Genomic DNA, 25292 nt, shown 5'->3' on the forward strand with positions numbered 1-25292 from the left:
TTACGAGGCCGGGGTCTCGGCCGGGCGGATCCACAGGCGCTGCCCTACGGCGGCGGCCTGCTGAACGATCCGGTTGACGGAGGCGGCGTCCACGACGGTGCTGTCCACGGCGGTGCCGTCGACCTCGTCGAGTCGCATGATCTCGAAGCGCATGGCTTCTCCCTTCGTCTGGTCATCCTCCTGCGGAGAACTACTTCGTGTGACCTCTGGTGTATCCAGCGTCGTACGTAGTCAACGCCCCGCTTGTTACGAACATTCCCTACGCTAAAGAAAATTTTCGAACAACTAATTACCGACCGGTAAGCGACATGGGCGGAGACGGGCGGGACCCACCGGGACCGGTTGTGTCCGCAGTGTGACCACCGGGACAATGGAGGCGATGAACGACGACCTGGCCGGCCTCGGTGCCCGTATCGACCGCACGAACGAGCTGCTGGAACGCATGCTCGCCGAGGTGGCCAAGACGCCCTCGACCCATGCGATCTTCGTCGACGCGGGCTACCTGTACGCGGCCGTCGGCCGGCTGGTCGCCGGGACCGAGGACCGCCGCGCCTTCGACCTGGACGCCGAGGGCCTGATCGACGCCCTCATCGACAAGGCGCGCACCATCTTCGCGGACAGCCGGCTGCTGCGCGTCTACTGGTACGACGGCGCCCGGCGCCGCATCCACACCGCGGAGCAGCAGGTCATCGCCGAACTGCCCGACGTCAAGGTCCGCCTCGGCAACCTCAACGCCAACAACCAGCAGAAGGGCGTCGACTCGCTGATCCGGACCGACCTGGAGTCACTGGCGCGGCACCGCGCGATCAGCGACGCCGCCCTCCTCGGCGGCGACGAGGACCTGGTCTCGGCGGTCGAGGCGGCCCAGGGCTACGGCGCCCGCGTCCACCTCTGGGGCATCGAGGCGCCCGAAGGCCGCAACCAGGCCGAGCCGTTGCTCTGGGAGGTCGACAGCCAGCGCACCTTCGACCTGCAGTTCTTCAAGCCGTACGTCTCCCGGCGCACGGCCGCCGCGTTCGAGCCCGCCGGCGGGGCCCGCCCCAGCCGCGAGGACGTCCGGTTCGTCGGCGCCCAGATCGCGGCACGATGGCTCGCCTCCCGGGGCCGCGACGCGATGGTCGAGCTGTTCCCCGGCCACCCGTATCTGCCCGGCTCCGTCGACCAGGACCTGCTGGTCGAGGCCGAGGAACTGCTCCAGTACTCCCTGCGCGGCCAGGCGGACCTGCGACGGGCGCTCAGGGACGGGTTCTGGGACCATCTGCAGTCGCAGTACTAGGCCCTGTCGTCCGCGGGACCTGGACGTTCCTCCTGCCGTACGGGGCCCGGTGCGGCGCCGTCCCAGAAGTCGGCGAGCGCGCGGGCCGTGTCCAGCGGGCGGTCGGTGTTGGGGGAGTGCTCGGCGCCCCCGACCACCGTCCGGCGCGCCTCCAGCCGCACCGCCATGTCGTCGAGCAGCGGCAGCGGCCAGGTGTCGTCCCGCGCACCCGACAGCACGTGGAACGGCAGCGGTACGGCCGCCAGTTCGGCGACCCGGTCCGGCTCCGTGCACAACTGGCGGCCGGTGGCGAGGAGTTGCGCCGGCTTGGTGCCCAGCCAGCGGCGCCGCAGGTCGGCCCGGTCGTCCAGGCCCGCGTCGAGCGCCGGGGTCTGCGTCTCCTCCGGCGGCTCCATCGCCTGGATGGTCTCCCACACCTCCGCCATGCTCAGCACCGCGAGCGCGTCCCGGAGCAGCTTCACGCGCTCCTGCTGGTGCGGGGAGATCTGTGCCGGGCCCGAGGCCATCAGGGTGAACGACAGGAAGGGTGTGTGATCGAGCAGGACGGCCGCGCGCGCGATCTGGCCGCCGAGGGAGTGGCCCAGCAGATGCACCGGGCCGCCGATCGCCTCCGCCTGCGCGAGCACGTCCCGCGCCAACTCCTCCTGCGCGTAGGCGGCCTCGTCCGTCGCCGGTCCGTCCGACTCGAACTGTCCCCGCCCGTCCACGGCGACGGTCCGGTATCCGCGCTCGGCGAGCGGCACGTGCAGCGGGTTGAAGTCCTCCTTGCTGCCGGTGAACCCCGGCAACAGCAGCGCGACGCCCTTCGGCTCGACACCGACGGCCACGGGCGCGTCGACCACGGCGAACTCACCGCGCGCCGTCCGAAGGCGGTACGCGCGGGCACCGGGGGGCGGGACGAAGGTGGGGGGCCTGCTCATGGGGAGAGGTTATCGGCAGGGGGCGGGGCCGGCTGACCGGGAGCGGGCGGGCGGGGGAGGACGGCGCGGGGCGCGGAGCGGCCGAAGCACGGGGTGGCGCCGGGTCCCTCCGGAAACGCCGATGGCCGGGTCCACTGTCGTGAACCCGGCCATCGCACGCGGGATCAGGCCTCGGGAGCCTCCACGGCCGCCGTGGCCTTGCGGGTCCGGCGCGGCTTCGGCGTCGTCTCGACGCCCTCACCGGCACCGGCCGCCTCGGCGGCGGACGCCGCGGTCTTGCGGGTCCGGCGCCGCGGCTTGACCTCGGGCTCCTCGGTGGCCTGCGCCGGAATCTCCGGGGTGGCCGGCTCGGCCGCCTTGCGGGTCCGCCGGGCCTTGGGAGCGGTGACCGCCTCCCCGTCGACCGCGTCCACGGCGGCGACAGCCGTCTTCCGCGTGCGGCGGGGCTTCACCTCGGCGGCCTCGGCCGTCTCCGGCGCGGCGGCCGTGGCCTTGCGGGTGCGGCGAGGCTTGGCCTCGGCCTCCGCTTCGGGGGCCTCCGGCGCGGCGGCGGCGGTCTTGCGGGTGCGGCGAGGCTTGGCCTCGGCGGCCTCGGCGGCAGCCGCGGCCTTGCGCGTGCGGCGCGGCTTGGCTTCCGTGCCCTCGGCGGTGTCGACGGCGGCCGTTGCGGCGGCGGCGGTCTTGCGCGTGCGGCGCGGCTTGACCTCTGCCTCGGCCGTCTCCGGCTCGGCAGCCGTGGCCTTGCGGGTGCGGCGCGGCTTGGCCTCGGTGGCCTCGGCGGTGTCGACGGCGGCCTCGGCGGCAGCCGCGGTCTTCCGCGTGCGGCGCGGCTTGACCTCTGCCTCGGCCTCAGGAGCGTCGGGCGTGGCCGGCTCCGCCGCCTTGCGGGTGCGGCGGGGCTTCACCTCGGCGGCCTCGGCCGCCTCCGGCGCGGCAGCCACGGCCTTGCGCGTGCGGCGCGGCTTGGCTTCCGTGGCCTCGGCGGTGTCGACGGCGGCCTCGGGGGCAGCCGCGGTCTTCCGCGTGCGGCGCGGCTTGGCCTCGGCCTCCGCTTCGGGGGCCTCCGGTGCGGCGGCGGTCTTGCGGGTCCGGCGCGGCTTGGCCTCGGCGGCCTCGGCCGCGTCCAGCGCCGCTTCCGCCGGGGTGGCCGGCTCGGCCGCCTTGCGGGTGCGACGGCGCGGCTTGGTCTCCGCGGCCGGGGCGGCCTCGGCGACGGGCTCCGTCACGGGGTTGTCCGCGGTCACCGGTGCGGTGACGGGCTCGGCCACCGGGGTCTTGTCCACCGTCTGCCCGGTCGCCGGGGGCACGGCCTCGGCCGGAGCCACGGCGGAGTCGGTCACCGAGGACTCGGTCACCTGGGACTCGGTCGCGGCCGGCCGGCGGGTGCGGCGGCGGCGCGGCTTCTCCGGGGTGTCGAGGGCCGCGGGGCCCTCGGCCGTGGTCACCGTCTCGACGGCGGCCTCAGGGGCCGTCGTCGGCGTGGCGGCTGCCGTCACCGGCTCCGCCGACGCTCCGCCGCGCGTACGGCGACGGCGGCGCGGGGTGCGGGTCGCGCCCGGCGTCTCCTCACCGGAGGTCTCCACGGCCGGCGCGGCCGGGGAGGCGTCCAGCACGGCGCCACCGCGGGTGCGCCGACGGCGGCGCGGCGTACGCGCCGGACGCTCGGGCTCGGCCGGGGCCGACTCGGCGCGGCCACCGCGGCCGCCCCGACCGCGACCGCCGCCGCGTCCGCCGGTCTCGCCCAGGTCCTCCAGCACCTCCGCGTCCAGCCCGGCGCGGGTCCGCGCGGAGCGCGGCAGGGTGCCCTTGGTGCCCTCGGGGATACCAAGGTCGGAGAACAGGTGCGGGGAGCTCGAGTACGTCTCCACCGGGTCGTTGAAGTCCAGCTCCAGCGCCTTGTTGATCAGCTGCCAGCGCGGGATGTCGTCCCAGTCGACGAACGTGATCGCCGTGCCCTTGGCGCCCGCGCGGCCGGTGCGGCCGACGCGGTGCAGGTACGTCTTCTCGTCCTCGGGGGACTGGTAGTTGATGACGTGGGTCACGCCCTCGACGTCGATGCCGCGCGCGGCGACGTCGGTGCAGACGAGGACGTCGACCTTGCCGTTGCGGAAGGCCCGCAGGGCCTGCTCGCGGGCGCCCTGGCCGAGGTCGCCGTGGACCGCGCCGGAGGCGAACCCGCGGCGCTGGAGCTGCTCGGCGATGTCGGCGGCCGTGCGCTTGGTACGGCAGAAGATCATCGCAAGTCCGCGGCCCTCGGCCTGGAGGATGCGGGCGACCATCTCCGGCTTGTCCATGTTGTGCGCGCGGTAGACGAACTGCTTGATGTTCGCGACCGTGACGCCCTCGTCGTCCGGCGCGGTGGCGCGGATGTGCGTGGGCCGGGACATGTAGCGGCGGGCGAGACCGATGACCGCGCCCGGCATCGTGGCCGAGAACAGCATCGTCTGGCGCTTGGCCGGCAGCATGTTGACGATCTTCTCGACGTCGGGCAGGAAGCCCAGGTCGAGCATCTCGTCGGCCTCGTCGAGGACCAGGCACTTGACGTGCTTCAGGTCGAGCTTCTTCTGGCCCGCGAGGTCGAGCAGGCGGCCCGGGGTGCCGACGACCACGTCGACGCCCTTCTTCAGGGCCTCCACCTGGGGCTCGTAGGCCCGGCCGCCGTAGATCGCGACCACGCGCACGTTACGGACCTTGCCGGCCGTCAGCAGGTCGTTGGTGACCTGGGTGCACAGCTCGCGCGTGGGGACGACGACGAGCGCCTGCGGGGCGTCCGTGAGGTCTTCGGGGGTGGCGCGTCCGGCCTCGACGTCGGCGGGGACGGTGACGCGCTCCAGGAGCGGAAGACCGAAGCCCAGCGTCTTGCCGGTGCCGGTCTTGGCCTGGCCGATGACGTCCGTGCCGGAGAGGGCGACGGGGAGTGTCATCTCCTGGATGGGGAAGGGGGTGGTGATGCCGACGGCCTCCAGGGCCTCGGCGGTCTCGGGGAGGATTCCGAGTTCTCGAAACGTCGTAGTCAGGGTGCTGCCTCTTCTGTGTGCGCGGTGCGAGGCGAGCGAGCGGGGGTCATGTCTGACCGTGCCGGGGACGTCGGCTGCCGTACGGACGAGCCACTCGGGCAAGCCGTATGACACGGGACCTCTGCCGACGCTCTAGCGCTCGTACCGCTGAGGGTTCCCTCCTGCCGTCGTACGGTCACTGCCGTACGGCCTTGGAGGGCTGTCGGGTCGGAGCCGATCGGGCCACCGACCGGGCATCCTCATGCGTGCGGCCTGTCGCGACACGTCGAGCATCGTCGACGCACTCTGGCAGGCGCATTACCACCATACCCCGGAATCGCGCACACGCGATGGCCGATTTGGTCACGTAGTCGTGGTCACACTCGTTGACCAGGGCTTGAGCAGGGCGTGGAGCGGGCTATTGTGCGCCTCATGACTAGCTCTGACAAGCCTGAGAACGCGTCCGCCGCACCCGCCGAACCCACCGGTGTCGCCGCCCAGGACTGGGCGCAGGCGTCCGCCGACCCGCAGTACCGCGCCGCGGTCGTGGATCTGCTCGGCGCTCTCGCGTACGGGGAGCTGGCGGCGTTCGAGCGGCTCGCGGAGGACGCCAAGCTGGCGCCGACCCTCGCGGACAAGGCGGAGCTGGCGAAGATGGCCTCGGCCGAGTTCCACCACTTCGAACGGCTGCGGAACCGGCTGACCGAGATCGGCGAGGAGCCCACGGCCGCGATGGACCCGTTCGTCGCCGCGCTCGACGGCTTCCACCGGCAGACCGCGCCATCGGACTGGCTGGAGGGCCTGGTCAAGGCGTACGTCGGCGACTCGATCGCGAGCGACTTCTACCGCGAGGTCGCGGCCCGGCTCGACTCGGACACGCGCGAGCTGGTGCTCGCCGTCCTCGACGACACCGGGCACGCCGGGTTCGCGGTGGAGAAGGTGCGGGCCGCCATCGACGCCGACCCGCGCGTGGGCGGCCGGCTGGCGCTGTGGGCGCGGCGGCTGATGGGGGAGGCGCTGTCGCAGTCCCAGCGGGTGGTCGCCGACCGGGACGCGCTGTCGACGATGCTCGTGGGCGGGGTCGCCGACGGGTTCGACCTCGCCGAGGTCGGCAGGATGTTCTCGCGGATCACCGAGGCGCACACGAAGCGGATGGCCGCGCTGGGCCTGGCGGCGTAGCGCTTCGGCGGGAGCGGTCGCGGCGTGCCGAGCGGAGTCGCGCGGCTCCGGGTGCGTCGTGGCCCGGTCGCCCGCGCGGTTTCCCGCGCTCTTCGCGCACCGTCCTCACGCCGTCGCTGATCGGCGGCGCAGGCGGCCCGCGGGGCGCAGGAGCAGGGACAGGGACGCGACCGAGATGACCGCGGCGCCCAGGAGGCTGAGCAGGGCCGTGCCGGGGCCCAGGGCGGTGTGGGTGACGAAGTCCCCGAAGAGGGCTCCGGCGATGCCCGTGCAGTACACCAGCGGGCGGGCCGGCAGCCGGTGGGCGAGGCGCTGGGCCGCCGCCCACGCGAGGAGCAGACCGAGCACGGCGGAGCCGAGTGCTTCGAGGATCATGTCGGGGGTCCCTCCCACGGCCGGTCTGGCTCGACGGTCGTAGCCCGTCTTACCCGTGACCTGCGGATTGCAATCCTGCCCTGTGAGGGACCTGTGCTCCATCCGTGTGCACGTCACGCGGAAGGGCCCGGCGGCACACGGCCGCCGGGCCCTTCTCACGACTGCGGACTAGAGCGCGCCGAAACCGACCTTGCGTACGGTCGGCTCGCCGATGTCCACGTACGCCAGACGGTCCGTCGGCACGAGGACCTTGCGGCCCTTCTCGTCCTGAAGGCTGAGCAGTCCCGTCTTGCCCGTCAGCGCCTCGGCCACCACGCGCTCGAGCTCCTCGGCGCTCTGACCGCTCTCCAGAACGATCTCGCGGGGCGCGTGCTGCACGCCGATCTTGACCTCCACGGCTATGTCCCTCCGACGGTCAGTGATGTGCGCGATCTTCCGCGCCCTACGCTGCACACATTAGCCCGGTGAGGGGGCGTACACGCTGCGGGCCGGAACGCCAGGAGCGAACACCGCGCGGGAACAAACGGCGTCAGTGGTGCTCACTGCCGTGCAGCGGGAAACCGGCGATGCCGCGCCAGGCCAGCGAGGCCAGCAGCTGCACCGCCTGGTCGCGCGGCACACTGCGGTCGCTGTGCAGCCAGGAGCGGGCGACCACCTGGGCGAGTCCGCCGAGACCGGAGGCGAGCAGCATGGACTCCGCGCGGGAGAGGCCGGTGTCCTCGGCGATGACGTCGCAGATCGCCTCGGCGCACTCGTTGGTGACCTTGTCCACGCGCTCGCGCACCGCGGGCTCGTTCGTCAGGTCCGACTCGAAGACCAGACGGAAGGCGCCGCCGTCGTCCTCGACGTAGGCGAAGTAGGCGTCCATCGTCGCCCGGACGCGCTGCTTGTTGTCGGTCGTCGACGCGAGCGCGCTGCGCACCGCCTGGATCAGCGACTCGCAGTGCTGGTCCAGCAGGGCGAGGTAGAGGTCGAGCTTGCCGGGGAAGTGCTGGTAGAGCACCGGCTTGCTCACGCCGGCCCGCTCGGCGATGTCGTCCATCGCCGCCGCGTGGTAGCCCTGCGCGACGAAAACCTCCTGAGCGGCGCCCAGCAACTGGTTCCGCCGGGCTCGGCGCGGCAGACGCGTGCCCCGTGGGCGCGCCGCCTCAGTTTGCTCGATGGCTGTCACGCCGCCTCCCAAAGTCGTCCACATGCGGTGTAGGCCGCGCGGCCATCGTACTTTTCGGTAACCGTGGTGTGCGCGGTGCGAGCGCAGAATTTCACGTACCGGACGGGTGGCGAAAGCCGTTCGGCCCGCCGACCGGGACCGGGCGGCGCCCGCGCGGTCCTGCGAGGTCAGCGCCCGGCCCCCGTCGCCCCGCGCGGACGGTGGCCCTCTTCGGGGCGGCGGTGCCCCTTCCCGGCGCGGCGGTGGCCGTCCTCCGCGCGGCTAGCGGTAGTCGTCCTCGTCGAGCGAGACCACGCGCGCCTGTTCGACGAGATCGGCCTCGTTCCCCCGGTACGGGTCCACGCCCGTCAGCGGGTCGTCACGGTCCGGCGCGATGTCCGTGTGCTGCTCGGCGGCGTCCACCTCGGGCGCCTCGACGTCCCTCTCCACTGCCGCGTCGGCCTCCAGGTCCTTGATGTCCTCGATGTCCTCGATCGCGTCGGGCTCGGTGGGGTCATAGGCCATGGTGGGCTCCCTTCCTACGAACGTCCCTGGTAGCGACAGGGGCCACACGCGGGTGCCCTCTGTACGAGACTAGGAGACGGCTGATCCGGACGCCATGCCGTCGGGCCCGTTCGGTGCCTGGTTCTCCGGATCCGGCCGGTTCAGTCTGTGACGGCGAACACATCAACCGTGACGTGATCACCTCGTAACATTGCCGCATGTCTTCGACCGAGTCGCCCTCCGTGCCGGCCGCCAGTGTGCTTCCCAGGGTGGCGCCCGTCCGGGTCGGCGAAGGCGAGCGGCTGCGGTCCGTGGGTCTGCCCGGCGTCACCCTGACGGTCCGCTCCCGGCCCCCCGCGCGCGAGGACCTGCCGCCCGCCCTGTACGTCCACGGGCTGGGCGGTTCCTCGCAGAACTGGTCGTCGCTCATGGCGGAACTGGACGGCGTCGTCGACGGCGAGGCCCTCGACCTCCCGGGTTTCGGGGACTCCCCGCCCCCGGACGACGGCGACTACTCCGTCACCGGCCACGCGCGCGCGGTGATCCGCTACCTCGACGCGGCCGGCCGCGGCCCGGTCCACCTCTTCGGCAACTCGCTCGGCGGCGCGGTCGCCACGCGCGTCGCCGCCGTACGGCCCGACCTCGTCCGCACGCTCACGCTCGTCTCGCCCGCCCTGCCCGAACTGCGGGTGCAGCGCAGCGCGGTGCCGACCGCCCTGCTCGGCGTCCCGGGCATCGCCGCGCTGTTCACCCGGCTCACCAGGCAGTGGACGGCGGAGCAGCGCGTACGCGGTGTCATGGCGCTCTGCTACGGCGACCCGGGCCGGGTCTCGCCGGAGGCGTTCCGCTACGCCGTGGAGGAACTGGAACGGCGCCAGCGCCTTCCGTACTTCTGGGACGCCATGACCCGCTCCGCGCGCGGGATCGTGAGCGCCTACACGCTCGGCGGGCAGCACGGGCTGTGGCGCCAGGCCGAGCGGGTGCTGGCCCCCACGCTGCTGATCTACGGCGGCCGGGACCAGCTCGTCGGCTTCCGCATGGCGCGCAAGGCCGCCCGGGCCTTCCGCGACTCCCGGCTGCTGTCCCTGCCGGACGCCGGGCACGTGGCGATGATGGAGTACCCCGGCGTGGTGGCGGGCGCCGTCCGCGAACTGCTGACGCAGACGGCCGGCGCCGGCGAGGCCGGCCGCCCGGCCGTCACGGACACGAGGAGCTGAGGTCCGGGGTGGGACGTCACAGCCGCCGCGGACCGGCCCCGAAGGGCGACTCCGCGGACATAGCCGCACGGCGGGGGGAGCGGCGCGGTGCGCGCTCCGAGGACGAGCGCGGGGCGCGCTCGGAGGGTGACAGGGGCGACGGTCTCGACAGGGCCGGCCGGCTCGACGGAGGCGACCGGGGAAACAGCGGCGACCGGGGCGCCGGCGGTGGCGCGGTCCGGCTGCCGGGGGGCGGCCCCGCCGGTGCGCCCCGTGCCGCCGACGGCACCCCGGCGCGCGGTGTGCCCAGGGCTGCCGGCGGTACCCCGGCCCGCGGGGTTCCGCGGGCTGCCGACGCGACCCCGGCCGGGGGTGTGCCGAGGGTTGCCGACGGCACTCCCGCCCACGGCGCGCCGGGGCTCGCCGGTGGCGCGTCGGCTCGCGGAGCGCGGGGCGGGCATCCCGAGCAGTGGGAAGCCGGTGGCGGCTGGGGCGAGTTGCCCGGGCGGCGGTCCGGCACCGGTGGGCCCGGTGTGGTGCTGCCCCGGCAGCGGCAGGCGGAACCGGGTGCTCCGGGTCCGGGCGGGGCACGGCGCCGCTCCGGGCCCCGGCAGGAGTACCTGGAGGCCTTCGACGGCTCCGGCGGCTCCGGAGACGGCCCGCGGGACACCGGGAACGCCGTCAGTCCCGCGCCGGGCGCCGGTGTGCCCGCGCAGCGCGGCGGGACCAGGGGGTGGGCGTTCACCGGCATCGCGGCGGCCGCCGTCACCACCGTGCTCGCGGTGGTCGTCGCCGGACAGGTGACCAAGGGGCAGGACGGCACCGGCGCGCGGTCGCGGCCGGCCGCCGGCACGGCCGGTGAGGCGCGTCTCCCGGGGGACCTGCCGGGTGGGCCGGCGCCCTCCGCCGCACCGAGCGCGGTGACACTGACGTACGACCAGAAGATGGGCCGGACGTACCCGCTCGACGCCACGCTGAAGGGCCCGGGGAAGTTCGAGGCCGTGCCGGGGTCCGACAAGGCGCCCGGCACGGGCCGGAAGTACCGGTACCGCGTCGACGTCGAGGAGGGGCTGGGACTGGACGGCGCGCTGTTCGCCGAGGCCGTGCAGCGGACCCTGAACGACAAGCGCAGCTGGGCCCACGGCGGCGCCCGTACCTTCGAGCGGATCTCCTCCGGCGAGCCGGACTTCGTGATCACGCTGGCCAGCCCCGGCACCACGGCGACGTGGTGTGCCAAGTCGGGCCTGGACACCACGCAGGACAACGTTTCCTGCGACTCGGCCGCGACCGAACGCGTCATGATCAATGCGTACCGGTGGGCTCAGGGAAGCAAGACGTACGGTGACCGGATCCATGCGTACCGGCAGATGTTGATCAATCATGAGGTCGGCCACCGGCTCGGCCACGGACACGTCAGCTGCCAGAAGGACGGCGAGCTGGCGCCCGTCATGCAGCAGCAGACCAAGTTCCTGGACCACGACGGGATCCACTGCCGGCCCAACCCCTGGCCCTACCCCGCCAGTTGACAAGCGCCGCATACGTCACATTGACATCAGCCTCATGGGTCGTCCATATTTCTGCCCATGTGGTCTAGTCATGCCGTCTGCAGCAGCGCCGCCATCGAGCTGGCGCTCATCGGCGTGACCGCACTCTGCGTGGCCGACATCCACTGTCGCTGACGCCGCCTCCCCGGCGTTCGCGTCGCGACCTTCTCCTCCTTCTCGTCCGTGACCGCGTCACGGACTTTTTCGACGACCCGGCGCCGGGGGCGACGTCTGTCCGCAGACGTCTCACTCCTCGTCCACATGTCTCAGCAGTCGAGAAAAACCTCGACGAGCCCCACCACGTCACCCCGAGAGGTCGTCATTCCGATGCGTCAACCGTCCGTCATAGCGCGCCGCGTGGCAGTGGCATCCGTCAGCCTGGTCGTGGCAGCGGGCGCCGCCGCCTGCGGCCCGGAGGACAACGATGCCAAGGGTTCCGGTGGCGACTCCACGCCCCACAAGGGCGGCACGCTCACGGTCCTGAACTCACAGCCGCAGTCGGACTTCGACCCCGCGCGCCTGTACACCTCCGGTGGCGGAAACGTTCCCTCGTTGGTGTTCCGCACCCTCACCACCCGCAACCGCGAGAACGGCGCGGCCGGCGCCAAGGTCGTCCCCGACCTCGCCACCGACACCGGGCGCCCCAACAAGGACGCGACCGTGTGGACGTACACCCTGAAGAAGGGGCTGACGTACGAGGACGGCACGCCGATCACCTCGGCCGACATCAAGTACGGCGTCGAGCGCTCCTTCGCCCCCGAGCTGTCCGGCGGCGCCCCCTACCTGCGGGACTGGCTGGTCGGCGCCGCCGACTACCAGGGGCCGTACAAGGACAAGAAGGGCCTGTCCGCGATCGAGACGCCGGACTCCCGGACGATCGTCTTCCATCTGAACAAGCCCGAGGGCGAGTTCCCGTACCTCGCCACGCAGACGCAGTTCACCCCGGTGCCGCGGAGCAAGGACACGGGCACCAAGTACGAGTCGCACCCGGTCTCGTCCGGTCCGTACAAGGTCGTCAAGAACGAGAACGACGGCGAGCACCTCGTCCTGGAGCGCAACACGCACTGGTCGGCGGCGACGGACCAGGAGCGCAAGGCGTACCCGGACCGCATCGACGTGCGTTCCGGCCTCGACTCCTCGGTGATCAACCAGCGGCTGTCCGCGTCCCAGGGTGCGGACGCCGCCGCCGTCACCACGGACACCAACCTCGGCCCGGCCGAACTCGCCAAGGTGACCGGCGACAAGGAGCTGGCCGCGCGCGTGGGCACCGGCCACTTCGGCTACACGAACTACCTCGCCTTCAACCCGAAGGTGAAGCCGTTCGACGACCCCATGGTGCGCCAGGCCGTCGCGTACGCCATCGACCGGTCCTCCGTGGTCAACGCGGCCGGCGGCAGCGCCCTCGCCGAGCCCGCCACCACGTTCCTGCCGAACCAGAAGTCCTTCGGCTACACGCCGTACGACCCCTTCCCGGCGGGCAAGTCCGGCGACCCCGCGAAGGCCAGGGAACTGCTGAAGCAGGCCGGCCACGCGAACGGCCTCACGATCACGCTGACCCACTCCAACAGCAAGGACTTCGAGACCAGCCCGGAGATCGCCACCGCCGTCCAGGACGCGCTCAAGAAGGCCGGCATCACGGTCAAGCTACAGGGCCTGGAGGACAACGACTACCGGGACAAGATCCACAGCGTGAAGACCGAGCCCGGTCTCTTCCTCGCCCACTGGGGTGCCGACTGGCCCTCCGGCGGTCCCTTCCTCGCCCCCATCTTCGACGGCCGGCAGATCGTCAAGGACGGAGCGAACTTCAACACGGGCCAGCTCAACGACAAGTCGGTCAATGACGAGATTGACGCGATCAACAAGTTGACCGACCTTGACGCCGCGGCCCAGCGCTGGGGCGCTCTGGACAAGAAGATCGGCGACAAGGCCCTCGTCGTGCCGCTGTTCCACCCGGTGTACAAGCGCCTGTACGGCAAGGACGTCAAGAACATCGTCATCAGCGACTGGACCGGCGTCCTGGACATCTCCCAGGTCGCGGTGAAGTAGCACCGTGAGCGAGGCACTTGCCGTCGTCGAGACCGCCGGGACGGGCACCTCCGTCCCGGCGGTCTCGGGGGCACGTCAGTTCTGGCGGCGGCTGCGGGCGCAGCGCGCCGCCCTGGTCGCCGCGGCCGTCGTCGCGCTGCTCGTCCTGGTCGCGCTCGCCGCGCCGCTGCTCACCGCGCTGGAGGGCCAGGACCCCACCACCTACCACCCCACCCTGATCGACTCCGCGCGCGGCGGCGTGCCCATCGGCTCCTTCGGCGGCGTCAGCGCCGACCACTGGCTGGGTGTCGAACCGCAGACCGGACGCGACATGTTCGCCCGGCTGGTCTACGGCGCCCGGGTCTCGCTGGGCGTGGCGCTCGCCGCCACGGTGGTCCAGGTCGCCATCGGCGTCGCGGTCGGCGTGGCCGCCGCGCTCGGCAACCGTTGGGTTGATCAACTGTTGAGCCGGATCACGGACATCATCGTCTCGATGCCCCTGATGATCATGTCGCTGGCACTGCTGGCCATCGTGCCCTCCAGCTTCCCCCGGCCGGTCCTGGTGACCCTGGTCATCGGTCTGATCGCCTGGGGCACCATCGCGAAGATCGTGCGCGCCCAGACCCTCTCCCTGAAGGGCCTCGACTACGTCTCCGCCGCCCGGCTGAGCGGCTGGGGCACCTGGCGGATCGCCCGGCGCGAACTCCTGCCCGGCCTCGCCGCGCCCGTCATCACGTACGCCGCGCTGCTGGTGCCCGCGAACATCTCCGTCGAGGCGGCGCTGTCCTTCCTCGGCGTCGGCGTGAAGCCGCCCACCCCGTCCTGGGGCCAGATGCTGACCGCCGCGGACGTCTGGTACCAGGCGGCACCCCAGTACCTGCTCCTGCCGGCCGGCGCCCTGTTCGTCACCGTCCTCGCCCTCACCGTCCTCGGCGACGGCGTGCGCACCGCCCTCGACCCGCGCGCCGCCTCCCGCCTGCGCGTCGGCACCGGCCGCAAGGCCGCCACCGGGACCGGGACCGCGGCCGGGCACGCGACCGAGAAGGAGGCCTCCGCATGAGCGGCTTCGGCGGATTCCTGCTGCGCCGTACCGCCGGCGCCGTCGTCACCCTGCTGGCCATCTCGGTGATCGTCTACGTCGTCTTCTACGTCACTCCGGGCAACGTCGCCCAGATCACCTGCGGCCCGCGCTGCTCTCCGGAGCAGGTGCACCAGGTCGCCGAGCAGCTCAAGCTGGGCGACCCCCTCTACCTGCGCTACTGGCACTTCCTCCAGGGACTGTTCGTCGGCCAGGACTTCTCCACGGGCACCTCGGTCGAGCACTGCGCCGCGCCCTGCCTCGGGCAGTCGTACCAGACCGACCAGCAGGTCCTGGACATCATCCTGGCGAAGCTGCCGGTCAGTGTGTCGCTGGTCGTCGGCGCCATGGTGCTGTGGCTCCTCCTCGGCATCGGCACCGGAGTGCTGTCCGCCTGGCGACGCGGCCGGGTCTCCGAGCGCGTGCTGACCGCCGTCACCCTCGCGGGCACGGCCACGCCCGTCTTCGTCATCGGCCTCGTGCTGATGATCGTCGTCTGCGGCCAGCTGCGACTGCTGCCCTTCCCGCAGTACGTGAACTTCACGGACGATCCCGAGCAGTGGGCGTGGAACCTCCTGCTGCCCTGGCTCTCGCTCGCCCTGATCGAGGCGGCGGCCTTCGCCCGCCTCACCCGCGCGTCCATGCTGGAGACCCTCGCCGAGGACCACATCCGCACCTTCCGCGCGTACGGCGTCGCGGAGCGCTCCGTCGTCGGCCGGCACGCCCTGCGCGGCGCCCTCGCGCCCGTGATCGCGCTGAACGCCAACAACGTGGGCTCCGCCGTCGGTGGCGCCGTCCTCACCGAGACCCTCTTCGGCCTGCCCGGCATCGGCCAGGAGCTGGTGCACGCGGTGAAGGTCGTCGACCTGCCGGTGGTCGTCGGCATGGTCCTGGTGACCGGCTTCTTCGTGGTCCTCGCCAACGCCGTCGCGGACGTCCTGTACGCGGTGGCCGACCGACGGGTGGTGCTCGCATGAGCCTGGTGGAAACGGCGGACACGAGCCCGGCGGCGGCGGACGACAGCCTGGTGGAGGTGTCGGACCTGACCGTCGAGTTCGGTGCCCTGCGCGCCGTCGACGGGCTCTCCTTCCGCCTGGCGAAGGGCGCCGCCCTGGCCCTGGTCGGCGAGTCCGGCTCCGGCAAGTCCACGGTCGCGGGCGCCCTGCTGGGCCTGCACCGGGGCACCGGAGCCCGGATCGGCGGCTCGGTGCGGGTGGCCGGCACCGACGTACAGGCGGCCTCCGACGAGGAGCTGCGCCGGCTGCGCGGCGCCAGGGCCGCCATGGTCTTCCAGGACCCGCTGTCCTCGCTCGACCCGTACTACGCCATCGGCGACCAGATCGCCGAGGTCCACCGCGTCCACACGCGCGTGTCGCGCCGTGCCGCACGCGCGCGTGCCGTCGAGGTTCTGGAACGGGTCGGAATCCCGGACGCGGCCCGCCGGTCCCGGTCCCGGCCGCACGAGTTCAGCGGCGGCATGCGCCAGCGCGCCCTCATCGCCATGGCCCTCGCCTGCGAACCCGACCTGCTGATCGCCGACGAGCCGACCACCGCCCTCGACGTCACCGTCCAGGCGCAGATCCTCGACCTGCTGCACGGGCTGCGCGAGGAGACCGGCATGGGCCTGCTCCTGGTCACCCACGACGTGGGTGTGGCCGCCGAGTCCGTGGACGACGTCCTCGTCATGCGGCACGGCCGGGCCGTCGAGCGCGGCCCGGTCGGCACGATCCTCACCGCACCCGCCGAGCCGTACACCCGGGAACTGCTCGAAGCCGTCCCGCGCGTGGACGCCCGCCGCACCGGCTCCCCGGCCGGCGACGAGGTCGTGCTGGAGGCCACCGGCGTGCGGCGCGAGTTCGGACGCGGCAAGGGGGCGTTCGCGGCCGTGGACGACGTCTCGGTGACCGTCCGGCGCGGGGAGACCCTCGGCGTGGTCGGCGAGAGCGGCAGCGGCAAGACCACGCTCGGCCGCATGCTCGTCGGGCTGCTGGAGCCGACCGCCGGGGAGATCCGCTACGAGGGACGCCCCCACACCGGCGTGGACCCGTCCGTCCAGATGGTCTTCCAGGACCCCGTCTCCTCCCTCAACCCCCGCCGCAGCGTGGGTGAGTCCATCGCCGACCCGCTCCGCGCGCGCGGCGAACGGGACGAGGAGCACATCCGGGAGCGCGTGGCCGAACTCCTGGAGCGCGTCGGGCTCGAACGGGCGCACTACGACCGGTACCCGCACGAGTTCAGCGGCGGACAGCGCCAGCGCATCGGCATCGCGCGGGCGCTCGCCGCGGACCCGCGCGCCATCGTCTGCGACGAGCCCGTCTCCGCGCTCGACGTCACGACGCAGGCGCAGGTGGTCGCCCTGCTCGGCGAACTCCAGCGGGAACTCGGCCTCGCGCTGGTCTTCATCGCGCACGACCTCGCCGTCGTCCGCCAGGTCAGCGACCGGGTCGCGGTGATGAGGCGCGGCCGGCTCGTCGAGTACGGGCCCGCCGACGAGGTGTACGACAGCCCCCGCGAGCCCTACACCAAGCAGCTCCTGGCCGCCGTACCCGCGCTCGACCCGGAACTGGCGGCCCGGCGGCGCGCCGACCGGCGCCGGCCGGCGGTGGTGTAACGGTGCGGCACCGTGGCGGCCGACGCCGGCCGCCACGGCCTCGGCGTAACGTTTCACGCTCGGACGATCACTGTCTGGTCTCTTAGCGCGACGGAACGCGACCCGCACGCGAAAGTTACGACCGTTCACCCCTTTTGGTGGTGCGACGGACAACCGTCCGTCGCACCACCGCCTTGTCCCCTTACGTTCGTCCCGCTGCGAGCCGTCAGGACAACGGCGGCTCCCCAGACGGGAGATCGGGGGTGCACACGTGCGCGTAGGACTGCTTACCGAGGGTGGCTATCCCTATGTGGGCGGTGACGCCATGCTCTGGTGCGACCGGCTCGTGCGGGGACTCGACCAGCACGAGTTCGACGTCTACGCGCTCAGCCGCGGCCCGCACCAGGAGGCCGAGGGCTGTGTTCCGCTCCCACCGCAGGTCAGCCGGGTGCGCACGGCGCCGCTGTGGACGGCCGCGGACGACGGGGTCGCCTATGGACGGCGCGCACGCCGGCGCTTCGCCGAGTGCTACGGGGAACTGGTGGCCGCGGTGTGCGCCGGGGGCGACGGAGAGGGCGTCGGGGGCGCAGCCGGCGACGGGGCCGGGGCTATGCGCGCCGGGGGCGTCGCGGCCGGTGCCGGGTCCGCGGGGGGCACCGTGGCCGGGGCCTCGCGCCGGTCCGGGGCCGGGTCCGGGCACGCGTCGGACATCCGCTCGCAGGATGCTTCCGCCGATCTGGCGGACCGTTTCGGCAGCGCCCTGTACGCGCTCGCCGAACTCGCCCGCGAGGAAGGCGGACTTATCGGCGCCCTGCGTTCCGACGCGGCCGTGCACGCGCTCGAACACGCCTGTCGCGCCCCCCGGGCGCTGCGCACGGCGCGCGAGGCGCGCGTACCCGACCTGCTCACCGTCGCCGCGTACCTCGAACGCGCCCTGCGCCCCCTGTCCCTCGACTGGTACGGCGACGACGGCCTCGGCGGGGCCGACCTCTGCCACGCCACCTCCGGCGGCCCCGCCGCCCTCTGCGGCCTCCTCGCCCGGCACTTCTCCGGCGTGCCGCTGCTGGTCACCGAGTACGGCGTGCACCTCCGCTCGCACTACCTGACCCTCGGCCCCGACACCGCCACCCCCGCCGTACGCGCCCTGCTCGGCGCCCTCCACCGCCGGCTCGCCGCCGAGGTGTACCGAAGGGCCGAGATCCTCACCCCGGGCAACGCCCACGCCCGCCGCTGGCAGGAGCGCTGTGGCGCCGACCGGTCCCGTGTCCGCACGGTGTACCCCGGCATGCCGGCCGACCGGTTCACCGAGGTCGGCGAGTCCCCGGACCGGGCGGACCCGCACACCCTGGTCTGGGTGGGACGCGTGGACCCCGCCAAGGACCTGGTGTCGCTGCTGCACGCCTTCGCGGAGGTGCGCAAGGACGAGCCCGAGGCCCGTCTGCGGATCGTCGGCACACCTTCCGGCCCCGAGGGCGGAACCTACCTGGGCCACTGCCGGGCGCTCGCCGCGCAGCTGTTCCCGGACGAGGCGGAGGGCGCGCACGCCGTGGGCGAGAACCCCGTCTCCTTCGAGGAGATCGGCGGCCCCGACGTCCCGGCGCTGCCCGACGCCTACGCCGCCGGCGCGGTCGTCGTCCTCTCCAGCGTCGTGGAGGGCTTCCCGATCAGCCTCGTCGAGGCGATGTTCTGCGGCCGGGCCACCGTTTCCACGGACGTGGGCGCGGTGGTGGAGGTCATCGGAGGCACGGGACTGGTCGTCCCACCGCGCAACCCCAGGGCGCTCGCCGAGGCGTGCCTGGCCCTGTTGCGCGACCCCGAGCGCCGTGAGCGCCTCGGTGCCGCCGCGCGCGCCCGGGCACTGGAACTGTTCACCGTTGAGCAGAACATCACGGCATTTCACGGCATTTACCTGGAGATCCTCTCGCACTGCCCGGTCCGCCGCGTGGTCCTGGACGAGTCCGGTGAACCCCTGCCGTTCGCCGCCCCCGCCGAGTCCCACGTCCCCGGCCACTGGACCGGCCCCACCCCCCGCGTCCTCCCCCGTGGCCTGCCCACCTGGGCCACGAACACCCCGGTCCGGGCGACCCCGCTGGCGACGGAGGGCGCCCGATGAGCGAGCTGGACGCCCCTCCGGCGGACGGGCCGGCCACCGGCCCGGCGCGCGAGCCGGACGGTGCCGACGTCGTCAGGGGCGGCGACACGCCGGGCCGGAGCGAGCCGGCCGGGGCGGACCGGCCGGGCATGCCGAGCGGAGCCGATCCGTGGGACACGCGGTCGGGGGAGTGGCTGGCGGACGCACCCGACGAGCGCTCCACGCGAGCCACGGGATCGCCGCTCGCCCCGGCCGGGCAGCCCTCTGCGTCATCATCTCCGCCCGGCTCCCGCGCCGCAGCGGACGCCGGGCCGGGGGAGGGCGGCCGACGGCGGTGGGCACCCGCGCCCCGCCGTGGCCCCGTCGACCCGGTGAAATCCCTGCTGCACCGGCACCGGGAACTGTGTGAACGGGCCGTGGATCCGCTGGAGATCGCCGCCGGACTGGAGGCGCACGGCCTCACCGACCGGACCGCCGCACGCTTCCGGCACCGTGACGTCTTCTCGCTCGCCGAAGAGCTGTACGCGCGCGTGCCGCGCACCGCCGAGCCGCGCCCCGAACCCGATTTCCTGCCGGCCCCGCGCGTCCGCGCCGGCTGGGTCCTGCTCGCCGTCCTGCCCGGAGCGCTCGGCGCGGCCACGGTGACCGGGCTGCGCCTCACCCAGGGACACCCCCGCCAGTCGGTGGCACTCGGTGGCCTCCTCGCCGTCGCCCTCGCCACGCGCGCGGCACTGCGTCACGGCCCGCTCGCCGCCCCACCCGGCCCGCCCGCGTGGGCCACCACGATCGGCACGCGCGCGTGGACGATCTGGCTGCTCGGATACGCCCTCCTCGGCGACGGCCTCCTGCACGCCGTCCTGACGGGCGGCCCCGACACCGCGCCCACCGTGGCCCCGGACGGCGCCTGGCCCACGGCCACCGCGCCCGTCCTGGCCCTCCTGCTGGCCTGCGCCCCGGCGGCCTGGTCCGCGCACCTCCTCGCCGCGGGCGCCCGTCGCAGGCTCGCCCGCAGCCGGGGCCTGGCGGAGTTCACAGCCGCCGCGAGACCCCTGCTGCTCGGCGTGCTCGCCGTGTTCCTGGGCGCCCTCGCCGCGCTGAACGCGCTGTGCGGCACCCTCCTGCACGCGCCCGCGTCCCCTCCGCAGGCACTCTCCCTGGGCGCCCTGCTCCTGCTCGCCCGCCTGCTCACCGTGCACCGCCACCGGCGCGCACCCGCCCTCGCGCTGGGCGCCGCCGTGGCCACGGAGGCGGCGGCCCTGGCGCTGCCACTCGTCGGCCGGCTGCCCGGCTGCGCCTTCCTGGCGACTCCCGTCGAGACCCTCGTCGGCGCCTGGGGCGAGGCCGCCGTACCGGCTCTCGCCTGCGGCACCGCGGCCCTGGCCCTGCTCTGGCACGCCGGCCGCACCCTCACCCAGGCCGCGGCCCACGCGCCGACGGGAGCCCCCGACTGAACCTTCCGCCACCGGCCCGACGCCCCGCCGGAGGCCATCGCATCACCCCCTGAAGGAGAACACCAGATGACCACCTCCCGACCCGGAGCGCCCGGCACCCCCGGAACCACCGGAGCGCCCGGCGCAGCCGAAGGAGCCGTCGAGACGGCCGGTACCACCGGCGCGCACACCCCGGGAGCCGCCCGATGAGGGTCCTGCTGATCGGAGCCAACGGATTCATCGGCCGCTTCGTCGCCGACCGTCTGCTCGCCGACCCGGCCGTCCAGCTCACCGCACTCGGCCGCGGCGACGACGCCGACGTCCGCTTCGACCTCGCCACGGGCAGTCCGGGCGCACTCACCCGCTTCCTCGACGCGGTCCACCCCGGAGTCGTCGTCAACTGCGCCGGCGCCACGCGCGGGGGCGCCCGCGACCTCACCCGGCACAACACGGTCGCCGTGGCCACCGTCTGCGAGGCGCTGCGGCGCAGCGGCTGCGGCGCCCGCCTGGTGCAGATCGGCTGCGGTTCCGAGTACGGCCCCAGCCAGCCCGGTTCCTCCACGGCCGAGGACGCCGTCCCCCGCCCCGGCGGCCCGTACGGCGTCAGCAAGCTCGCCGCGACCGAACTGGTCCTCGGCTCCGGACTCGACGCCGTCGTCCTGCGGGTCTTCTCACCGGCCGGCCCCGGCACCCCGGCCGGCTCCCCGCTCGGCCGGCTCGCGGAGGCCATGCGCCGCGCCATGCAGTCCGGCGACGGCGAACTCAAGCTCGGCGGCCTCGGCGTCCAGCGCGACTTCATCGACGTCCGCGACGTGGCCCGGGCCGTGCACGCCGCCTCGCTCTCCGCCGCGCAGGGCGTGATCAACATCGGCTCCGGCCGCGCCGTCCGGCTCAGAGACGCCGCCGCCGTCCTCGCGCGCGTGGCCGGATACGGCGGCGCCCTGCACGAACTCGACGCGCCGCCCGGTCCCCTGCGCGGGGCCATCGGGCACCCCCGCGGCGACTCCGAGCACGCGGTCCCGGTGGCGTACCCGTACCCGGACGGCTGCGGCAGCTGGCAGCAGGCCGACGTGCGCACCGCACGCGACCGGCTCGGCTGGCGGCCCCGCATCAACCTCGAGGAATCCCTGGCCGACATCTGGATGGAGGCGGCGTGCCGCATCTGACCAGCACCCCTGCGGGCACCACCGGCACCGGCCTGCGCACCGCCCTCGGCATCCCCGGCTACGCCCACCCGCTCGTCGCCCCGGCCCAGTGGGCGGAACTCGCCCGCCCCGGCACCCCGCTGGACTGGGTGGTCCTCGACGTCGCCGCCGGCCCCGGCACCCGCCCCGACCCGCACTGCCTGGAAGCCGCGGGCCGGCTCCGCGACGCCGGCGTCCGTGTCCTCGGCCACCTGGACCTCACCTACGGCGCCCGCTCCTTCGGCGACCTGCTCTCCGACGCCCACCGCCACCTCGACTGGTACGGCGTCGACGGCTTCCTGCTGGACCGCTGCCCCACCGAGCGCACCGCGCTCCCCGAGGTGCGCCGCGCGATCACGACGCTCCGGGCGATCAGTGGCACCGCCCACATCGTCCTCGGCCACGGCCGCCATCCGCACCCCGGCTACGCCGAGAACGCCGACCAGCTCGTGACCTTCTCCGGCCCCTGGTCCGACTACCGCTGGTCGCAGGCGGCCGAATGGACCGCCGACTACCCGCCCGACCGCTTCTGCCACTTCGTGCACGGTGTGCCCCGCGGCCACCTGGACGAGGCGCTCAGGATCGCCCGCTGGCAGGGGGCGGCCACGATCTACTTCACGGACCGTACGGACAGGGACGGTCGCGTGGACCCCTGGGAGACCATGCCCGGCTACTGGGACGACATCGTCTCGCGACTCGGAACGGGTGTCTCGGAATGAAGAAGGCCGTGGCAGTGTTATGGAGAGAACAACTGTAGTGATCGACCGACCAACGGAGTCCCCGTGTCGTTGCCACCCCTGGTGGAGCCAGCTCCTGAGCTCACCGTAGACGAGGTTCGCAGGTACTCCCGCCACCTGATCATCCCCGACGTGGGCATGGACGGGCAGAAGCGGCTGAAGAACGCCAAGGTGCTCTGTGTGGGCGCCGGCGGCCTGGGCTCGCCGGCGCTGATGTACCTGGCCGCCGCGGGCGTCGGCACTCTCGGCATCGTGGAGTTCGACGAGGTCGACGAGTCGAACCTGCAGCGTCAGATCATCCACAGCCAGTCCGACATCGGCCGCTCCAAGGCCGAGTCGGCGCGCGACAGCGTCAAGGGCATCAACCCGTACGTGAACGTGATCCTTCACGAGGAGCGGCTCGAGGCCGACAACGTGATGGACATCTTCAGCCAGTACGACCTGATCGTCGACGGCACCGACAACTTCGCGACCCGCTACCTGGTCAACGACGCGTGCGTGCTGCTCAACAAGCCGTACGTGTGGGGCTCGATCTACCGCTTCGACGGTCAGGCCTCCGTGTTCTGGTCCGAGCACGGTCCCTGCTACCGCTGCCTCTACCCGGAGCCCCCGCCCCCCGGCATGGTCCCCTCCTGCGCCGAGGGCGGCGTCCTGGGCGTGCTGTGCGCGTCCATCGGCTCGATCCAGGTCACCGAGGCGATCAAGGTCCTCACCGGCACCGGTGAGCCGCTGGTCGGCCGGCTGATGATCTACGACGCCCTGGAGATGCAGTACCGCCAGGTCAAGGTCCGCAAGGACCCCGACTGCGCGGTCTGCGGCGAGAACCCGACGGTCACCGAGCTCATCGACTACGAGGCCTTCTGCGGCGTCGTCTCCGAGGAGGCCCAGGCGGCGGCGGCCGACTCCACGATCACTCCGAAGCAGCTCAAGGAGTGGATCGACGACGGTGAGAACATCGAGATCATCGACGTCCGTGAGCCGAACGAGTACGAGATCGTCTCCATCCCGGGCGCCAAGCTGATCCCGAAGAACGAGTTCCTCATGGGCACCGCTCTGGAGGGCCTCCCGCAGGACAAGAAGATCGTCCTGCACTGCAAGACGGGTGTCCGCAGTGCGGAAGTCCTCGCGGTCCTGAAGTCCGCGGGCTTCTCCGACGCGGTCCACGTCGGCGGCGGCGTCATCGGCTGGGTCAACCAGATCGAGCCGGAGAAGCCGGTCTACTGATCCGGTGATCCGGTGAGCATGGTGGGGGCTTCGGGTGCGTACGGCGCCCGGAGCCCCCGTTCGTGTCAGGAGCAGACCTTGCGCCCCCGTTCCCGTCAGGAACAGACCTTGCCGTCCTTCGGCACCGTCCCGTTCAGCAGGTAGGCGTCCACCGTGGAGTCGACGCAGTCGCTCCCGTTGCCGTACGCCCCATGTCCCTCGCCCTTCCAGGTGAGTTCGACGCCCACGCCCCGGCCCAGTTCGTCGGCCATCCTGCGGGCGCCCTCGTACGGGGTGGCCGGGTCGCCGGTGTTGCCGACCAGCAGGATCGGCGCCGCGCCCGGTGCGCTGACCTCCGGAGTGTCGTACTGGCCCGGCACCGGCCAGTCGTGGCACCAGCCCGCCGTGTCCCAGCCGAGGAAGTCCCCGAAGACCGGCGATATCCGCCTGAACTCCGCGAGCCGCCGCTTCGTCTGGGCGAGCGTGGGCCGCTGCCTGTCGTCCAGGCACGATATGACCCGCTGGGAGTGCGTCGTCGTGCCGTAGCGCCCCGAGGCGTCCCGGTCGTTGTACTCGTCGGCGAGCGCCAGCAGCCCCGAACCGTCCCCCCGCTCCGCCGACTTCAGGGCGTCGGTCAGCCTCGGCCACGTCGACTCGCTGTACAGCGGCAGGATGATCCCGGTGGTCGCGAGCGACTGGGTGAGCTTCCGGCCGGAGGACGTCGGCAGCGGTTCGGCGTCGATCCGCGCCAGCAGGCCGGCCACCTTACGGGAGCCCTGTGCGGGGTCCTGGCCGGTGGACCTGAGGTAGTCGTCCAGGGCCCGTTGGAAGCCGCGCGCCTGGTTCTCGGCGTGGCCCACCGTGTCCGCGGCCGGGTCGACCACCGCGTCGAGGACCAGCCTGCCCACCCGCTGCGGGAACAGGTGGGCGTAGACACCGCCGAGTTCGGTGCCGTAGGAGATGCCGAAGTAGTGCAGTCGGTCGTCGCCGAGGACCTGGCGCATCAGGTCCATGTCGCGGGCGGTGTCGGTGGTGGACACGTGGGCCAGCAGTGGGCCGGCGGCCTTCCGGCAGCCCTTGCCGAAGTCGGTGGCGTCCTGGAGGTACGCCTTCTCCTCGGCCGGGGTGTCCGGTGTGGCGTCCACGGACTCGGCGGCCTGGATCTCCCGGTCGCCGCGGCAGCGGACGCCCTCGCTCGCGCCGACCCCTCGGGGGTCCCAGCTCACCAGGTCGTAGCGCTCGCGGAGGGAGGAGACGGAGGGCTCGAAGTACGGCATCGTCGACACGCCGGAGCCGCCCGGGCCGCCGAAGTTGAACAGCAGCGAGCCGATGCGGTCGCCGCCGGTCGCCCGTGCGCGGACGAGGGCGAGCCCGATCGTCCTGCCGTCCGGCCGGGACCAGTCCAGCGGCACCTTGAGCGTCGCGCACCGCCAGGCGTCGCCCGGCGGGGACGAGGTGCCGGTGGCCTCGCAGCGGTGCCAGTCGAGCCGCTGGGAGGTGAGGGAGGCCGGGAGGACCGCCGGCGTCGGCGCGGTGGCGGAGCGCGACGGCGACGGGGCAGCCGAGCCCGCCGCCTTGCCCTCGTCCCTGTTCCCGCCCCCGCCGGACGAACCCCCGCACCCGGCCAGCAGCAGCCCTGCCGCCAGCGCGGCCGTCCACCGCAGGAATCGCATCATGCGCACCCCCCTGACAGGCCCGCCGCATCGTGCCGCGCCGGGCGTTCACGCCATCGTAGGCGCTCCGGGCCCGGCCTGCGGCGGCCTGTGGATAACCCTCTGACCTGCGGATTTGCCTGCGTAGCAGTGGTTGCCGG

The 25292-nt window shown here is 73.3% G+C and carries 23 protein-coding genes; 15 read left to right on the forward strand and 8 right to left on the reverse strand.

Features of this window, described 5'->3' with window-relative positions:
* Positions 1–153 carry a DUF8834 family protein gene (locus tag LG395_RS11720; protein ID WP_171153060.1) on the reverse strand — a complete coding sequence of 51 codons (153 nt, stop codon included), beginning with the start codon at positions 151–153 and terminating at the stop codon, positions 1–3.
* 217 nt (positions 154–370) lie between these two features.
* Between LG395_RS11720 and LG395_RS11725 the strand changes: the two genes are divergently transcribed.
* Entirely contained in the window at positions 371–1276 is a 906-nt protein-coding gene (locus LG395_RS11725) for an NYN domain-containing protein (RefSeq protein ID WP_225809451.1), read from the forward strand.
* Here the strand turns inward: LG395_RS11725 and LG395_RS11730 are convergent.
* A complete protein-coding gene (locus LG395_RS11730) occupies positions 1273–2196 on the reverse strand; it encodes an alpha/beta fold hydrolase (protein WP_225809319.1) in 924 nt (307 codons plus the stop codon). The genes LG395_RS11725 and LG395_RS11730 overlap by 4 nt on opposite strands.
* A gap of 164 nt (positions 2197–2360) precedes the next feature.
* Positions 2361–5120, reverse strand: coding sequence for a DEAD/DEAH box helicase (locus LG395_RS11735; RefSeq protein ID WP_225809452.1), 2760 nt, complete (start codon positions 5118–5120; stop codon positions 2361–2363).
* 504 nt (positions 5121–5624) lie between these two features.
* Here LG395_RS11735 and LG395_RS11740 point away from each other — a divergent pair.
* On the forward strand, positions 5625–6371 hold the full coding sequence (locus tag LG395_RS11740; RefSeq protein WP_263982447.1) for a ferritin-like fold-containing protein: 747 nt from the start codon (positions 5625–5627) through the stop codon (positions 6369–6371).
* 105 nt (positions 6372–6476) lie between these two features.
* Here LG395_RS11740 and LG395_RS11745 read toward each other — a convergent pair whose 3' ends face one another.
* The 4 genes from LG395_RS11745 to LG395_RS11760 all read right to left on the reverse strand — a co-directional run bounded on the left by LG395_RS11745 (position 6477) and on the right by LG395_RS11760 (position 8421).
* Positions 6477–6746, reverse strand: coding sequence for a hypothetical protein (locus tag LG395_RS11745; protein WP_171153056.1), 270 nt, complete (start codon positions 6744–6746; stop codon positions 6477–6479).
* Between the two features lie 168 nt (positions 6747–6914).
* Entirely contained in the window at positions 6915–7142 is a 228-nt protein-coding gene (locus LG395_RS11750; protein WP_212768354.1) for a DUF3107 domain-containing protein, read from the reverse strand.
* A gap of 133 nt (positions 7143–7275) precedes the next feature.
* Positions 7276–7917 carry a TetR/AcrR family transcriptional regulator gene (locus tag LG395_RS11755; protein WP_171153052.1) on the reverse strand — a complete coding sequence of 214 codons (642 nt, stop codon included), beginning with the start codon at positions 7915–7917 and terminating at the stop codon, positions 7276–7278.
* Positions 7918–8178: 261 nt separating this feature from the next.
* On the reverse strand, positions 8179–8421 hold the full coding sequence (locus tag LG395_RS11760) for an Rv3202a family protein (RefSeq protein ID WP_171153051.1): 243 nt from the start codon (positions 8419–8421) through the stop codon (positions 8179–8181).
* Positions 8422–8618: 197 nt separating this feature from the next.
* On the opposite strand from LG395_RS11760, the gene LG395_RS11765 reads away from it, so the two are divergent.
* The 13 genes from LG395_RS11765 to moeZ all read left to right on the forward strand — a co-directional run bounded on the left by LG395_RS11765 (position 8619) and on the right by moeZ (position 23500).
* Positions 8619–9617, forward strand: coding sequence for an alpha/beta fold hydrolase (locus LG395_RS11765; RefSeq protein WP_225809320.1), 999 nt, complete (start codon positions 8619–8621; stop codon positions 9615–9617).
* A gap of 8 nt (positions 9618–9625) precedes the next feature.
* Positions 9626–11122, forward strand: coding sequence for a DUF3152 domain-containing protein (locus LG395_RS11770; RefSeq protein ID WP_225809321.1), 1497 nt, complete (start codon positions 9626–9628; stop codon positions 11120–11122).
* A gap of 57 nt (positions 11123–11179) precedes the next feature.
* Positions 11180–11275: an Ms4533A family Cys-rich leader peptide gene (locus tag LG395_RS41650; RefSeq protein WP_309550493.1), complete on the forward strand. Its 96-nt coding sequence runs from the start codon at positions 11180–11182 to the stop codon at positions 11273–11275.
* A gap of 192 nt (positions 11276–11467) precedes the next feature.
* A complete protein-coding gene (locus LG395_RS11775; protein WP_225809322.1) occupies positions 11468–13186 on the forward strand; it encodes an ABC transporter substrate-binding protein in 1719 nt (572 codons plus the stop codon).
* Between the two features lie 4 nt (positions 13187–13190).
* Positions 13191–14225: an ABC transporter permease gene (locus tag LG395_RS11780; protein WP_171153043.1), complete on the forward strand. Its 1035-nt coding sequence runs from the start codon at positions 13191–13193 to the stop codon at positions 14223–14225.
* Positions 14222–15220: an ABC transporter permease gene (locus LG395_RS11785; protein ID WP_225809323.1), complete on the forward strand. Its 999-nt coding sequence runs from the start codon at positions 14222–14224 to the stop codon at positions 15218–15220. The genes LG395_RS11780 and LG395_RS11785 overlap by 4 nt, the downstream gene beginning before the upstream one ends.
* Positions 15217–16854, forward strand: coding sequence for a dipeptide ABC transporter ATP-binding protein (locus LG395_RS11790; protein ID WP_225809324.1), 1638 nt, complete (start codon positions 15217–15219; stop codon positions 16852–16854). The genes LG395_RS11785 and LG395_RS11790 overlap by 4 nt, the downstream gene beginning before the upstream one ends.
* Positions 16855–17104: 250 nt before the next feature.
* On the forward strand, positions 17105–18946 hold the full coding sequence (locus tag LG395_RS11795) for a DUF3492 domain-containing protein (protein WP_225809325.1): 1842 nt from the start codon (positions 17105–17107) through the stop codon (positions 18944–18946).
* 350 nt (positions 18947–19296) lie between these two features.
* A complete protein-coding gene (locus tag LG395_RS11800; RefSeq protein ID WP_443743010.1) occupies positions 19297–20376 on the forward strand; it encodes a hypothetical protein in 1080 nt (359 codons plus the stop codon).
* Positions 20377–20442: 66 nt separating this feature from the next.
* Entirely contained in the window at positions 20443–20565 is a 123-nt protein-coding gene (locus LG395_RS41140; RefSeq protein ID WP_263982449.1) for a hypothetical protein, read from the forward strand.
* Positions 20562–21521 carry an NAD-dependent epimerase/dehydratase family protein gene (locus LG395_RS11805; protein WP_171153036.1) on the forward strand — a complete coding sequence of 320 codons (960 nt, stop codon included), beginning with the start codon at positions 20562–20564 and terminating at the stop codon, positions 21519–21521. The genes LG395_RS41140 and LG395_RS11805 overlap by 4 nt, the downstream gene beginning before the upstream one ends.
* Positions 21509–22258: a spherulation-specific family 4 protein gene (locus LG395_RS11810; protein ID WP_225809326.1), complete on the forward strand. Its 750-nt coding sequence runs from the start codon at positions 21509–21511 to the stop codon at positions 22256–22258. The genes LG395_RS11805 and LG395_RS11810 overlap by 13 nt, the downstream gene beginning before the upstream one ends.
* Positions 22259–22321: 63 nt before the next feature.
* Positions 22322–23500: an adenylyltransferase/sulfurtransferase MoeZ gene (gene moeZ / locus LG395_RS11815; RefSeq protein ID WP_171153032.1), complete on the forward strand. Its 1179-nt coding sequence runs from the start codon at positions 22322–22324 to the stop codon at positions 23498–23500.
* 95 nt (positions 23501–23595) lie between these two features.
* Here the strand turns inward: moeZ and LG395_RS11820 are convergent, their stop codons facing one another.
* Complete coding sequence (locus LG395_RS11820; protein ID WP_225809327.1) at positions 23596–25155, reverse strand: alpha/beta hydrolase; 1560 nt, start codon at positions 25153–25155, stop codon at positions 23596–23598.
* Positions 25156–25292: the final 137 nt, after the last annotated feature.

It is taken from the genome of Streptomyces spinosus, assembly GCF_020400655.1.
Classification (GTDB): domain Bacteria; phylum Actinomycetota; class Actinomycetes; order Streptomycetales; family Streptomycetaceae; genus Streptomyces; species Streptomyces argyrophylli.